General features: G+C 33.7%; 15 protein-coding genes. 12 read left to right on the top strand and 3 right to left on the bottom strand.

Going from position 1 to position 14,282, the window contains the following annotated elements:
• Positions 1-31 precede the first annotated feature (31 nt).
• The 12 genes from BW946_RS12985 to BW946_RS12930 all read left to right on the top strand — a co-directional run bounded on the left by BW946_RS12985 (position 32) and on the right by BW946_RS12930 (position 11,189).
• Complete coding sequence (locus tag BW946_RS12985) at positions 32-1,138, top strand: hypothetical protein (protein ID WP_139326004.1); 1,107 nt, start codon at positions 32-34, stop codon at positions 1,136-1,138.
• 9 nt (positions 1,139-1,147) lie between these two features.
• Entirely contained in the window at positions 1,148-2,380 is a 1,233-nt protein-coding gene (locus BW946_RS12980) for a glycosyltransferase family 4 protein (RefSeq protein ID WP_076596593.1), read from the top strand.
• Positions 2,381-2,415: 35 nt separating this feature from the next.
• On the top strand, positions 2,416-3,597 hold the full coding sequence (locus BW946_RS12975; protein ID WP_076596592.1) for an O-antigen ligase family protein: 1,182 nt from the start codon (positions 2,416-2,418) through the stop codon (positions 3,595-3,597).
• A gap of 41 nt (positions 3,598-3,638) precedes the next feature.
• Positions 3,639-4,244 (top strand): sugar transferase, encoded by a 606-nt coding sequence (locus tag BW946_RS12970; protein ID WP_076596591.1) that lies wholly within the window; start codon positions 3,639-3,641, stop codon positions 4,242-4,244.
• Positions 4,245-4,246: 2 nt separating this feature from the next.
• Positions 4,247-4,888, top strand: coding sequence for an acetyltransferase (locus BW946_RS12965; protein ID WP_076596590.1), 642 nt, complete (start codon positions 4,247-4,249; stop codon positions 4,886-4,888).
• Between the two features lies 1 nt (position 4,889).
• Positions 4,890-6,026 carry an aminotransferase class I/II-fold pyridoxal phosphate-dependent enzyme gene (locus BW946_RS12960; protein WP_076596589.1) on the top strand — a complete coding sequence of 379 codons (1,137 nt, stop codon included), beginning with the start codon at positions 4,890-4,892 and terminating at the stop codon, positions 6,024-6,026.
• A gap of 15 nt (positions 6,027-6,041) precedes the next feature.
• A complete protein-coding gene (locus tag BW946_RS12955; protein ID WP_076596588.1) occupies positions 6,042-6,611 on the top strand; it encodes a sugar transferase in 570 nt (189 codons plus the stop codon).
• A 14-nt stretch (positions 6,612-6,625) separates the two neighbouring features.
• Positions 6,626-7,171: a dTDP-4-dehydrorhamnose 3,5-epimerase gene (gene rfbC, locus BW946_RS12950; protein ID WP_076596587.1), complete on the top strand. Its 546-nt coding sequence runs from the start codon at positions 6,626-6,628 to the stop codon at positions 7,169-7,171.
• Between the two features lie 95 nt (positions 7,172-7,266).
• Positions 7,267-8,568, top strand: coding sequence for a 30S ribosomal protein S12 methylthiotransferase RimO (rimO, locus tag BW946_RS12945; protein WP_076596586.1), 1,302 nt, complete (start codon positions 7,267-7,269; stop codon positions 8,566-8,568).
• A gap of 398 nt (positions 8,569-8,966) precedes the next feature.
• Entirely contained in the window at positions 8,967-9,554 is a 588-nt protein-coding gene (locus tag BW946_RS12940) for a hypothetical protein (protein ID WP_139326003.1), read from the top strand.
• Positions 9,555-9,571: 17 nt separating this feature from the next.
• On the top strand, positions 9,572-10,279 hold the full coding sequence (locus tag BW946_RS12935) for a hypothetical protein (RefSeq protein ID WP_076596584.1): 708 nt from the start codon (positions 9,572-9,574) through the stop codon (positions 10,277-10,279).
• 532 nt (positions 10,280-10,811) lie between these two features.
• Positions 10,812-11,189, top strand: coding sequence for a septal ring lytic transglycosylase RlpA family protein (locus tag BW946_RS12930; protein ID WP_076596583.1), 378 nt, complete (start codon positions 10,812-10,814; stop codon positions 11,187-11,189).
• Positions 11,190-11,259: 70 nt separating this feature from the next.
• On the opposite strand, the gene BW946_RS12925 is transcribed toward BW946_RS12930, so the two are convergent.
• The 3 genes from BW946_RS12925 to BW946_RS12915 all read right to left on the bottom strand — a co-directional run bounded on the left by BW946_RS12925 (position 11,260) and on the right by BW946_RS12915 (position 14,155).
• Positions 11,260-12,024: an exodeoxyribonuclease III gene (locus BW946_RS12925; RefSeq protein ID WP_076596582.1), complete on the bottom strand. Its 765-nt coding sequence runs from the start codon at positions 12,022-12,024 to the stop codon at positions 11,260-11,262.
• A gap of 87 nt (positions 12,025-12,111) precedes the next feature.
• Positions 12,112-12,489, bottom strand: a complete 378-nt coding sequence (locus tag BW946_RS12920) for an MliC family protein (protein WP_076596581.1) — start codon at positions 12,487-12,489, stop codon at positions 12,112-12,114.
• Between the two features lie 121 nt (positions 12,490-12,610).
• The gene (locus BW946_RS12915) at positions 12,611-14,155 is read right to left on the bottom strand and encodes a T9SS response regulator signal transducer PorX (RefSeq protein ID WP_076596580.1); all 1,545 of its coding nucleotides are present in this window, start codon (positions 14,153-14,155) and stop codon (positions 12,611-12,613) included.
• Positions 14,156-14,282 lie beyond the last annotated feature (127 nt).

Here is a 14,282-nt window from a genome sequence, read left to right as displayed (position 1 = left end):
ATCTGTAGAACCTGTATTCAGACAACAAAATTTGAAAACCACAGAAATCGTTAATCTTATCAATTATTATAATGATATTTTTGCTTCTGAAACAAAAATGGCAAACTGGCCTAATGCAGCTTATGATTGTGCAGCTTTTTTGTATATTCCTGTACAATATGCTTATGATACCAAAAATCAGGATGTTATAGAAAGACTACAGGTGTTTTTTACTTATGAAAAACTACTTACCATAAAAAATAGATCAGATATAGATGATTTAAGTAAAAGAACTTTCTATTTTACAGTTTCCGAATATCTCAGAAGAAGTGGAATACGCGGTGATGCGGAAAAGACCAAAATGTTTAATTTCATCAAAAAGGAGATACTAAACTATTGGAACAATGCCTATGCAAATATTTGGGAAGCAGAATCAAGAAAATTTTACGGAGTAAAGCAAAGAGTAGAGTATCTGCTGAGTGGTGAATATAATGGAGATATGAGTTATTATAGTGCATTTACTGATCTTGAACTTTATATTATGGGAACAGGAGTGAGTCTTTCACTTATTGAAAAAGATACCTCACTTACTAATACTAGAGATTTGATTAACATTAGAAACCTCTTTTATCAGGTGATGCAGAAAAAAGTTGTATTTCAGGATAATGTATGGTATTTGCAGCCCAATGTCTGGAAAGATCATCCTAATTTTCAGGATGTAGTCCTTAAAAGAAATCAGAGTGTTAATTGGGATGCCTCTCACTTTTCAAGAATGCCGGCTTATCTCTATATTCTGAAATTAGCATTCCAGTCGGATTACACAAAATTTAACTATCTGGATAAACTTAATATATTGCTTTCAAAACAATTACTGAATAATATTGCAGTATATAATTCTACAAACGGAACTTATTCGTTCAATAATTTTGTTGATGGCAATAATAGTAACTTTAGAAGTAATCTTAAAAAAGGAGATAAGGGATTATCACCTTCTGAAGATTATACCCATATTTTCTACGGGTGGTGGAAGATGCTAAATACAAACGAGGTAAATATGATGTATGAAAAAATTTCACTCAAATACTCATTTTATTCCAATCAAAACCCATTTATCAATGAAAACAAAGGATATTTCCAAGAAATTGTAAACTTAAAATAAAATAAATAAATGAATATCTGGTTAATTTCCAAATATGCCTCACCTCCTCAATACGCAAAAGCTCCATCACGCTTATTCTATCTGGCAAGGGAATTTAAAAAACTAGGCAACGAAGCATTATTAATAACTTCAGATGCCAATCATTTTGCCAATTGTCCTGAAACTGACAAAATTTATAATGATGAAGAACAGGATGAAGTAGCTATAAGGTGGATTAAAACAAAAAAATATATCAGAACAGCATCTAAAGACAGAATATTATCATGGTTTGATTTTGAAAGAAAGCTTTTCTCTATGAAACTTTCCAACATGACAAAACCTGATGTTGTTATTGTTTCATCACTTTCGATTTTTACCATTATTTATGGGTATTATCTAAAAAAGAAATTTGGAAGTTTTTTAGTTTTTGAAATTCGTGATATCTGGCCTTTAACAATGACGGAAGAGGCTGGGTTTTCCAAATGGCATCCTCTTGTTTTATTGATAGGATTTATTGAGAAATTTGGATACAAAAAATCTGATCTGGTAGCAGGAACAATGCCAAGATTAGATTTGCATGTAGAGCAGTTATTGGGATATCAAAGACCCTTTCATTGCTCTCCATTGGGATTTGATCCTGAAAACTACTCTGAAGACTTCCTAAAAGAAAGAAATCCTTTTTTAGACATAATACCATCAGACAAAATAATTGTTGGCTATGCAGGAAGTATGGGGGTTACTAATGCATTGGAGCCTTTTATTGAAACTGTAAAAATGATGAAGGACGATAATAATATCCATTTTGTACTTGTTGGAAGTGGTGATCTTAGAGCATCCTATGAAGAAACGCTAAAAGATTGTTCCAATGTAACATTTTTACAAAGAATTCAGCAAAGTGAAGTTAAATATTTTCTTGATGCTTGCGATATTCTGTATTTGTCTACTAAAGATTCAAAAGTATGGGACTACGGTCAATCTATGAATAAAGTTGTGGAATATATGTTGGCAGCGAAACCTATTATAGCTTCTTATACCGGATATCCTTCCATGATTAATGAAGCTGATTGTGGTAAGTTTATCAACAGTACCTCTGCAGAGGATATCAAAGATGCAATCTTATATTATGGCAATATGAGTGCGGAAGAAAGGATGGAGATAGGTGATAAAGGAAGAAAATGGATTTTTGAAAACAGAACGTATCCGGTACTGGGGAAAAAATATATGGATGCTATTTTATTTCATTCTGTAAAGCAAAAGAACTAGCTTTGCACTGGCTGAAATAAAAAACAGACTTTATTTTGAAAATTGCTATTGATAAAAATTTTATTTATAAACTATTCCTTTTATCTGTTATGGTAGGAAATACCATTGCTATTTCTTTCGCAAAGCCTTTGGAAATGAATCCAAGGAGCTTTTCTATACCGTATCGGATTTTTATTATTGTATTTTCTGTATTCATAATTTATAAAGAAAGGAGAAATATTAGTTTTAAAAATATTTCATTGATAAGCCTTGTTGGATTTTGGATTTTTTACATCATCAAGCTTATATATTCGTTTAATAATTATTCTTTTAACCAGGATGTAATAATATTGGAGAATGAGGATATCTTCAGAATCTTATTTATGAATCTCCTTCCTGGTGCAGCATTATTATGTATTAATTATAATAAAGTAGATTTCAAAAGTATTACAAAGTACTGTCTCTTTATTTTATGTGGTCTTCTTGTTGTCAATTATATTTATGGATATATCAATTTAGATCATATTTTTAGTACATACTACATTATGTATGGTCATATAGGAGCCTCATTGTTTATTATTTCTTTATTTCTGCTTTTATTTTGCAAAAAAGATTATAAATCATATTTTTTATTCTTTTGTCTTTTTTTAGGGCTTTTTAATGTAATACAATCTATGGCGAGGAGTCCTTTAATTGCCATTGCTGTAAGCTCTTTTTATATGGTTCTTTTAAAAGGAAACAAGAAATATCTGTTATACGCCATTACATTACTTTTATTATTTGTAGGACTTATTTTTCTCCATGAACAATATGGAGACAGCTTAATAACAAGTTTCAACAGAATGTATAATTGGCTTGCCAAGGGAGATACCTCAAGCAGAGAACCATTATATAGAGGAGCACTTGAAATTTTTAATTCAAATCCTTTTGTAGGAGGAAGAATTTTATTTGAAGATGGAGTTCATCCGCATAACATCTTTTTAGAACTTTTAATGGCTACCGGTATTCTAGGGTTAATTATTTATTTTATAAAATTTTTGCCAGTATTCCAAAATGCTTCTATTTTCTTTAACATAAACAAAAGTAATATATACTATAAAGTTATTTTTGCTTTATTTTTGCAATATTTTACGCTCGTACAGACATCTTGTAATCTTTTTAATATACCGGAATTTTTGTACTTTAGTTCAATAATTATTGGTATTAGTTATACAGCAAAAACAAAAAGAATTGAGTAAAAGCCACCAAGTATTATGACGAACAGATCTAACTTTTAAGAATGTATAAAAATTATTTAAAGAGGTTTTTCGACTTTGTATTCTCTCTGATGGGAATTACCTTATTGCTTCCGATTTTTCTTGTTGTGATGGTAGGATTGTTCCTATCCAATGATGGGAAACCTTTTTTCTTCCAGTTAAGACCAGGGAAAAACGGAAAAATATTTAAAATTATAAAGTTTAAAACAATGAATGATAAAAAGGATTCCAACGGAAACCTTTTATCAGATGCAGAAAGATTAACACCTATAGGCTCATTCGTTCGCAAAACATCTTTGGATGAAATTCCACAGTTAATCAATGTTTTGAAAGGAGATATGTCACTGATTGGTCCCAGACCTCTTCTTGTACAATATCTGCCGCTTTATAATGAGCGTCAGGCACGAAGGCATGAAGTAAGACCTGGAATTACAGGATGGGCGCAGGTAAATGGAAGAAATGCAATATCATGGAATCAAAAATTTGATTATGATCTATGGTATGTAGAAAATATATCATTTATTGTTGATCTTAGGATCTTTTTCCTTACAGCAAAAAAAGTATTTATTAGAGAAGGCATTTCACAAGAAGGACAAGCAACTATGGAACCGTTTAAAGGAAATATTTAAAAATGAAAAAAATAGCAATTATTGGAGCAGGAGGATTTGGACGTGAGGTGAAAATGCTGATCGATCATATCAATCAAAAAGAAAAGCAATACGAAATTTATGGTTTTTATGATGACAAACACTATGATCATGATATTAATGGAGTTCCCTACTTAGGAAAGGTTGAAAAAATAAATGAAGTGAAGGAGTTCTTATGTATTGCAGTAGCAATTGGAGATCCTAAGACCAAGAAAAAAATTATACAAAGGATAAATAATCCGAATATTGAATTTCCAACGTTAATTCATCCATCAGTAATTATTGGGCAGGATGATATCCAAATTGGAAAAGGAAATATTATTTGTGCAGGTGTTATTATTACGATAAATATCGTGATTGAAAATTTTGTAATTCTTAATCTTTCCTGTACGGTAGGACATGATACGATAATAAAAAATTATAGCTCGTTCATGCCGACAGTTAATATCTCTGGAGAAGTTGTAATAAATGAAGCCGTATATGTAGGGACTGGAGCAAAAATTATAAATCTTCTTGAGATTGGTGAGAATACTATTGTCGGAGCAGGAGCAGTAGTGTATAAAAATCTTCCTGCCAACTGTACCGCAGTAGGAATTCCAGCTAAACCTATAAAATTTCACGATTAATATGAATACTAAAATCTGGTTGTCCTCACCACATATGGGTGGGAATGAACAAAAATATATCAACGAAGCTTTTGAAGAAAACTGGGTAGCCCCATTGGGACCAAATGTCAACGGATTTGAAAACGATCTGGAACAGTTTTTAGGTGGAAATGCAAAAGTGGCTGCACTTTCTGCAGGTACCGCAGCATTGCACCTTGCTCTTATCGAATGCGGAATTGTACATGGGGATGAGGTAATCTGCCAATCCATGACTTTTTCTGCTTCAGCCAATCCAATTGCATATTGTGGAGCAATACCTGTTTTTGTGGATAGTGAGCCTGTTACATGGAATATGTGCCCGAAAGCATTAAGAGAAGCTATTGAAGACAGAATTCAGAAAGGAACAAAACCTAAAGCAATCATTGTAGTTCACCTTTACGGTATGCCGGCAAAAATGGACGAAATTACAGCCATTGCTCAGGAGTTTCAGATTCCTGTGATAGAAGATGCTGCAGAAGCTCTTGGCTCAACTTATAAAGGACAGGCATGTGGAACATTCGGACGTTTTGGTATTTTAAGTTTTAACGGAAATAAAATTATTACCACTTCAGGAGGCGGAGCTTTGGTTTGTCATACTCAGGAAGATAAAGATAAAACCGTTTTCCTTTCCACTCAGGCAAGAGACAACGCACCACACTATCAGCATTCACAAATTGGGTTCAACTACAGAATGAGCAATATTGTAGCAGGAATAGGAAGAGGACAGATGGAAGTGCTTAAAGACAGAGTTTCTGCCCGCAGAGCAATGCATAATTTCTATAAGGATCTTTTCAGTAATATTGAAGGGGTAACAGTATTTTCAGAACCCGGAGAAGATTTTTATTCCAATCATTGGCTATCTGCAGTGATCATTGATCCGGAAATTACAGGAAAAGACAGAGAAGGTTTAAGATTCGCATTTTTAGAAGATAATATAGAATCAAGACCGCTTTGGAAACCCATGCATTTACAACCGGTTTTTGAAACTTCCCCTTATTATGGCGGGAATGTTTCTGAAAAACTTTTTGACAACGGATTATGTCTTCCTTCAGGTTCTAATCTGTCAGACGGCGACAGAGAAAGAATAGCAAAGGTTGTTCATGCTTACTTTGGAATTTAATATCATTTGAATTTAATGAATCAGTATAAATATTGGAAACAAGTTTTTGATTTTGTCTTCGCGGCAATATTGATCCTTTTTCTTATGCCTGTACTGATTATTTTATTTGTAATTGCAAGTTTGGACACCTCTTCCAATGGGATTTTTTTTCAGACCCGGATAGGGCAGTATGGAAAACCCTTTACCATTTTTAAAATTAAAACAATTCATGAGCAGAAGAGAACATGTTCAAAAGTAGGGCAGACTCTCAGAAAATTTAAGCTTGATGAATTTCCGCAACTGTTTAATATTTTAAAAGGGGATATGAGTTTTGTAGGTCCCAGACCTGATATCGAAGGCTATTACGATAAACTTGTCGGAGAAGACAGGAAAGTTCTGGAACTCAAACCAGGGCTTACCTGCGAAGCAAGCATTAAGTACAGAGACGAAGAATACCTTCTGAACAACCAGGAAGATCCTTTAGCTTATAATGATAAAGTATTGTTTCCGAACAAAGTAAAAATGAATCTGGACTATTTTGAAAATATGTCTTTCAAAAACGATACAAAGATCTTGTTTAAAACATTAATAACCACATTGAAATAGAGTTTTTGACTATTATGAAAATTAAAGAAACCCCGCTTAAAGACTGCTACATCATAGAGCCTACTATATTTGAAGATGAAAGAGGCTACTTCTTTGAAAAATTCAACGAAAAAAAATTCGAAGAACTTACCGGAATGAACGGACACTTTGTGCAGGATAATATTTCCAAATCTTCCTATGGAGTATTGAGAGGACTGCATCTTCAGAAAGGAGAACATGCTCAGGCAAAACTGGTTTCCTGCCTTGAAGGAAGCGTTTGGGATGTGGCTGTAGACCTTAGAGAAGATTCTCCCACATTCGGAAAGTGGTTCGGAGTAGAACTTACTGCTGAAAATAAATTACAGCTTTATGTACCGAGAGGTTTCGGACACGGTTTTTCTGTACTGAGTACCCACGCTGTATTTTCTTATAAATGTGACAATTTCTATAATAAAGAATCAGAAGGCAGTGTGAAATTCAATGATCCGGATCTTAATATCGACTGGAAGATAGAGGAAAAAGATGCCGTACTTTCAGAAAAAGACCAGAATGCCCCTGGATTTAAAGAAAAAAACTTTTAAAGTATATCCCTGAAAACCACTTTTATAAAGTGGTTTTCATTTTTTAATCTTAACTCTCCAATATTTTGTATCTTTACAGACTCAAAATCAAAACGATGCGTACAAAATCTGTAGGGAAGAAAAAAATCAATGTGGTCACTCTTGGATGTTCCAAGAATGTATATGATTCTGAAGTATTAATGAGCCAGCTGAAAGCCAATGGCAAAGAAGTGGTTCACGAAGACCGTGGGGACATCGTGGTCATCAATACCTGCGGATTTATTGATAATGCCAAAGAAGAATCTATCAATACCATCCTTGATTATGTTGATGCCAAAAACAGAGGCGAGGTTGAGAAAGTATTTGTTACAGGATGTTTATCTGAAAGATATAAACCGGATTTGATAAAAGAGATTCCTGATGTAGACCAATATTTCGGAACCAGAGACCTTCCGGTACTTTTAAAGCATCTTGGAGCAGATTATAAACATGAACTGGTAGGAGAAAGATTAACAACAACTCCAAAACATTACGCATATCTTAAAATTTCTGAGGGTTGCGACAGACCATGCTCTTTCTGTGCTATCCCGCTGATGAGAGGAGGCCATATTTCAACTCCAATCGAAAAACTGGTTTTAGAAGCTCAGAAACTGGCAAAAAAGGGAACCAAAGAATTAATTCTTATCGCTCAGGATCTTACTTACTATGGGTTGGATCTTTATAAAAAAAGAGCATTGGGAGACCTCCTAAAAGAGTTGGTAAAAGTAGAAGGAGTAGAATGGATTCGTCTTCATTATGCTTTTCCCAGCGGTTTCCCTGAAGATGTTCTTGATATTATCCGCGAAGAGCCTAAGATCTGTAATTATATAGATATTCCTCTTCAGCACATCAATTCAGATTTGCTGAAGTCTATGAAGAGAGGAACTACCCATGAGAAAACAAATGCCCTTTTAGGAAAATTCAGAGAGAAAGTTCCTGATATGGCAATCAGAACAACACTGATTGTCGGGTATCCGGGTGAAACAGAAGAAAGATTTCAGGAGCTTAAAGAATGGGTAAGAGAGCAGAAGTTTGACAGATTAGGCTGCTTTACATATTCTCACGAAGAAAATACCACCGCTTATGTGTTGGAAGATGATATTCCACAGGAAGTAAAAGAGGCAAGAGTAGAAGAAATTATGGAATTGCAGTCTCAGATTTCATGGGAAAAAAATCAGGAAAAAATCGGTAAAGTATTCAGATGTATTTTCGACCGTAAAGAAGGGAATTATTTCATCGGAAGAACAGAGTATGATTCACCGGATGTAGATAATACTGTTTTGGTTTCAGCTGAAAATACTTATATTTCCATTGGTGAATTTGCGGATGTTAAAATTACCTCTGCCGAAGAATTCGATTTATACGGAGATTTGGTTTAGCTAAATGCTTATTAATCAAACGAAAATATCATGTTTAAAATTAAATTATTAATTATAATTAATATAGAATTTTTTCAGTAGCGTATTTTTAAATGGCTGATATTCAATGTTTTGCAATTTTGCTTAATCTAGGTTTTTTAATTTTTCTTTTATAGAGTATATAAATTCAAAAATTATGTCTTAAATTTGCGAAAGAAACGATATTTTTAAATGATGTGTTTTTCAATTAGTTAATATTAAAAGTAGCTAAAACTTAATTGAAATAATTATCAGATTGTTTTAGATTTGATCTGATATTCACAAGTTGAGATACATATTCTTTTTTCGAAAATATTGATGAAAAAAATGTAATTAAAAATCTTTAAAAACTTATGAAAAAAATTTTATTAACAGCAATTATGCTTGTTGGCCTTTCGGCCGTTTCTAAGGCTCAACAGGGGCGAGTGGGGATTAACACAACCACACCTGCCGCAACATTAGACGTAGTAGCCAATACTACAGACAATACAAGACCTGATGCCTTATTAGTCCCTCGTATGACAGCAGCAGAATTATCTTCTAAGGATGACACTAGTGGGACATACGGTGCACCTCAGAATGGGGCCATTGTTTACATTACTTCTGGTACAGGTACAGGTGCAAGAAAAGTTAAAATTACAGGTCCTGGATTCTATTATTTTGATAATTCAGTTCCTGAATGGAAACCTATAGGTGGAGGTGTTGTTACAACTGGGTATACTAACGTTTCACAATCAACTTCTATTAACAAAAACGAATCAATGCTGGTTACTACGAATGTAACTATTGCAGCACCTGCAGTAGCCACTTCAGTTGCCGGAGATAAATTCAGAATCGTTGATGCTACAGGCGGTGCAGGATTTAGTGTAACTGGTGTTCATTCTAGTACTACTACTTCTCCAGCCGTGTCAGGTTCGGCGTTAGAGTATACTTTCATCAGTGGTGCATGGTATTGCACAAGTTTATAATTTAAAATAATATTGAAATGAACACAAATAAAAAAATTTCTGCTCTTGTATTATTAGCTTTTGGAATCTTTTCTAATGCACAGATCAAAACGAATAATACAATTAATGCTACCATAGGTGGAGAATCAGTTTTCTTAGACGCTTCAAGTTTCCCTTCATCAAACAACTTAGGAAAAGGGTTATCAGTTCCAAGAACAAACCTAACTACTTTTACATTTGTTACACCAGTAACTAATGCATTAAAGTTTCCAACGGCATATGATGGTATGATCGTATATAACTCTGTTGCCGGTACTACTCCTGCTACAGGTTCTGGTATTGGTGGTCAGCCCGTAGAAGTAGGTTTCTACTATTTCAGCAACCCTACGCCAACACCTGCATTCTCTTCTGCTTCAGGAAGATGGTTGCCATTAGGTTCTTCAGCAAAAGAAAATATTCTTACTACTGAAACGGTTACAAACAGACAAATTAATAGTGCACAGGTATATGGTATAAAAGGAACCTTTAATGCAACTGGTAGCAGTACTGCTGTTACTATTCCTGCTCCGGCTGGAATAACTGCTATGTATGCTATTACTATTTATAAAGCTGGTTCTAATACGGTTTATTCTAGAGAATTATATTCATATGATACAGCTACAGGAGCTGCCATTACAGGATCTCCAAGCATGTCTGTGGTTTATCCTTCAGGAACATATGATTATGTATTAGAATATTTAAAATAAAGAAAATTTCTTAATTACATAATAAAAACCAATGAGAGATCATTGGTTTTTTGCTTTTATAGATACAATGTTAACCATTTTTTATTCTTGATACGGAGATTATTAAAATAATGATCAGACTTTAAATTTTAACAGAATATATAGACGTTAAAATTTTGATCCATAAATATTGTTTTATAAGGTTGAACAGGCTGTGTTACCTGTTTTCTTCAAAGGCAGATTTTATGACTTTACATTTATTAGTATAAATTTTTAAACTTGGATCTTAACATTATGCGTTTTGTAAGTCCTTGATTTTGAATTGATTTTGAATTTTAAATTTTTAAATTATGCAATAATTAGTTAATTATGTTAACTTTTAAAGTTTTTTTTTAACGTTTTTTAACAATGTAGTCTGAAAGCCCTATTCATAGTATATGACAAAGGTCGTTAACGTTTATTTAAGGTTTTATTAACTGTCTTTAACATATTGAGTAGTTTTTTATAAAGATTCCTGATACTTTTGTCCCGTCAAAACCAATAAAAGTTCAAAATGATGAAAAGATTCATTCTCGTAATCATAATGATGATTTCAACCCTAGGTGTTTACTCATTTACAAGTAATACCTCAGATGCGAAAAAAACAAGTTATGCATCGTACTACCACGATAGATTTAACGGTAGAAAAACCGCCAGCGGAGAAATCTTTGATAACTCAAAGTTTACTGCAGCAAACAGAACGCTTCCATTTGGAACAAACGTTAAGGTAACTAACCTTAGAAATGGTAAAGAGGTTATAGTGAGAATTAATGACCGAGGTCCTTATGGTGGCCCTTCATCAAGAGCATTAGACATGTCTAAAGCTGCGTTCGATGAGATTGGAGATATCAATCATGGTACTATCCCAGTCGAATATGAAATTGTCGATTAATCTTATGATTTAAATTAAAAAAAAGCCAGCTGATTCAGCTGGCTTTTTGTATGGATGAATGTCCTGTTGATTATACATCCAATTCCAGTAATGCAGGACAATGGTCAGAATGTACAGCTTCCTTTAAAATAACGGCCCTTGTGAGCTTATCTTTTAAACTATAGGAAGTGAAGTTATAATCTAGTCTCCAGCCTTTATTTCTTTCCCTTGAATTTTGTCGGTAGCTCCACCACGTATAATGATCCGGTTCATTATTAAAGAATCTGAAGCTGTCAATCAGTTCACACTCATTGATGAAGTTGGTCATCCACTCTCTTTCCATAGGAAGAAAACCGGAAACATTCTTTAAGCCAACAGGGTTGTGAATATCGATAGCTTCATGGCAGATATTAAAGTCACCTGATATAATGAGGTTAGGAATTTCTTTTTTTAAATTCTTGATATACTCAAGGAAGTCATGGCAAAACTGCATTTTAAAATCCAGCCTCTCAATATTAGATGCAGAAGGAACATAGACTGATATAGCAGAAAATCCGTCAAAATCTGCCCGGATGATTCTTCCTTCATTATCATAGCTTTCGATACCATAACCATACTCTACATGATTAGGTTTTATTTTTGAAGCAATTCCGACCCCGCTGTAGCCTTTTCTTACTGCAGAATGCCAATAACTGTGATACCCTAATTTTTCAAGGCTTTCGATATCTATCTGATCATTTCCGGCCTTGCTTTCCTGAATACAGATGATATCCGGATCGGCAGTTTTAAGCCAGCCCAGGAAATCTTTTGTAAAAGCAGCTCTGATGCCGTTGACATTATAAGTGATTAATTTCATAAACAAAATAAATTTTTTCAAATGTAGGGAAATAAAAAAGCCGGTTTTGAATTTCAAAGCCGGCTTTTATATGTTGAATGAGTAATCTTAATTTTTAAAAACTGTTTTACCGTCTTTTGTCAGTTCTATTTGCTCGCCTTTTCCTCTCAGCTCATAATGATCATTCTTATACCATATTCCTGATGCAGGCTTTTGCCCCTGTAGTTCAATTGTTTCATTATTGAAAATTACTGTAGCTGTATTTTGGGTGTTATTGAAAGTCATGTCCAATGTTTTTCCACTGCTGTCCTTCGAAGTACTTTTTACAATTTCATCCTGAGTTCCTGGAACAGCTGCTGAATCAGAAGGCTTAGAAGCAATACTGTCTGCAGTAGTGGATGTGGAATCTGCTGCTTTCTTTTCTTTATTACATGAAGTTAAAAATAATGTTGCGAATGCTGCTGTAATAAAAATGTGCTTTTTCATAAGATTATATTTATTTAAGGTTGCCTTCTGAAATGCAAAATGAGTGCCTTAAAAAAGAGGCGGAAAAAATCATTCGATTTTTTCCGCCTTTAACCCAAAATTAAATAAACTATGAAAAAAACTACTTGGGTTCTAATACGCTGATAGGAATGATACATTCTTCCAGTGAAATTCCTCCATGCTGATAAGTTTCTTTATAGTAATTTACAAAATGATTGTAATTTTTAGGATAAGCCAGGAATATATTGTTTTTAGCAAAAATATATTTCGAACTCAGGTTTCCTTTAGGAAGGAAAAGTTTTTCCGGGTTGGTAATGGCCCATACATCACTGTCATCGTACGTTAAGCTTTTACCGGTTTTATATCTGATATTGGTAGATGTTTCTCTGTCTCCCACCACTTTACTTGGTTTTTTAACGTATACGGTTCCGTGATCTGTGGTGATAACCAGCTTATAGCCATTTTCTGCAGCCGCTTTAATGATCTTCAATAAAGAAGAATTTTCAAACCAGTTGAAGGTAAGAGAACGGAAAGTCTTATCATCACGGATCAGCTGATCTACTATGTGATTGTCTGTTTTCGCGTGTGACAGGATATCAATAAAGTTGTATACAATGACCAGGAGGTCATTATTTTTATGCTGATTGAAATCATCGTAGATCTTTCTTTCAAAATCAGCATTCAGTACTTTAAGATACTTCATCGATTTTGATGCAAGACCAATTCTTTTCATTTGGTCTTCCAGGAAATCACGTTCAAATTCATTTTTATTTCCTTCTTCATTATCATTGAACCATTTATCCGGAAAACGTTTTTCAATCTCGGATGGCATTAATCCCGAAAAGAAAGAGTTTCTTGCATACTGTGTTGCCGTAGGAAGAATACTATAGTAATAATCTTCCGATATTTTATTGTAATATTTTGTAAATAAAGGTTCAATTACTTTCCACTGGTCATAACGAAGGTTGTCTACCATCAGTAAAAGAACTTTCTCTTTTTCTACTTCAGGTTTCACTTTTTCCTTGAAAAGTGTATGGCTCATCATGGGTTTATCCGAATCTGTAAGCCAGTTTTCATAATTTTTCTCAATGAATTTAGCAAACTGAATATTCGCTTCTTCTTTCTGAGACTGCAGAAGATCTGCAAATTCATTGTCTGCTACCTTATCAAATTTGATTTCCCAGCTAAGGATCTTTTTATAATACTCAGCCCATTCCTGATACGTTCTCAGGTAAGAAAGCTCCATCGAAAGGTTTCTGAATTCCTGCTGGTATTGTAAAATTGTTTTTTGTTCAACCAGATTATCCTCCTGAAGGTTTTTCTTTAAGGAAAGTAATATCTGATTAGGGTTTACGGGCTTTAATATATAGTCGGCAATCTGGGAACCGATAGCCTCTTCCATAATGTGTTCTTCTTCGCTTTTGGTAACCATGACAATTTTTAAGGCATTATCTTTTTCCTTAATCATAGGAATAGCCTCCAGGCCGGAAATACCCGGCATATTTTCATCAATTAGCGTTAAAGCAAATTTTTCTGAATCCATAAGCTCCAAAGCCTCGTTCACATTATTTACAGGGGTTACCTGGTAACCCTTTTTTTCTAAAAATACGATATGAGGTTTAAGTAAATCTATTTCATCATCAATCCATAATATCTTTTCTGACATAATTTATTTTTTACATGGTTATAGTATCAAAATGTTGACCAATTCCTTTTAAAATCTCACAAAATCGAAAGATTAAAAGTTAAATATTAGTTAAATGAAAATACGGTAAAATAATTCACATTTTCTA

Source organism: Chryseobacterium sp. RU33C, assembly GCF_900156015.1.
GTDB classification, from domain to species: Bacteria; Bacteroidota; Bacteroidia; order Flavobacteriales; family Weeksellaceae; genus Chryseobacterium; species Chryseobacterium candidae.
Note: the sequence above shows the minus strand (reverse complement) of the source record. Positions and strands in the feature narration are given on the sequence as shown.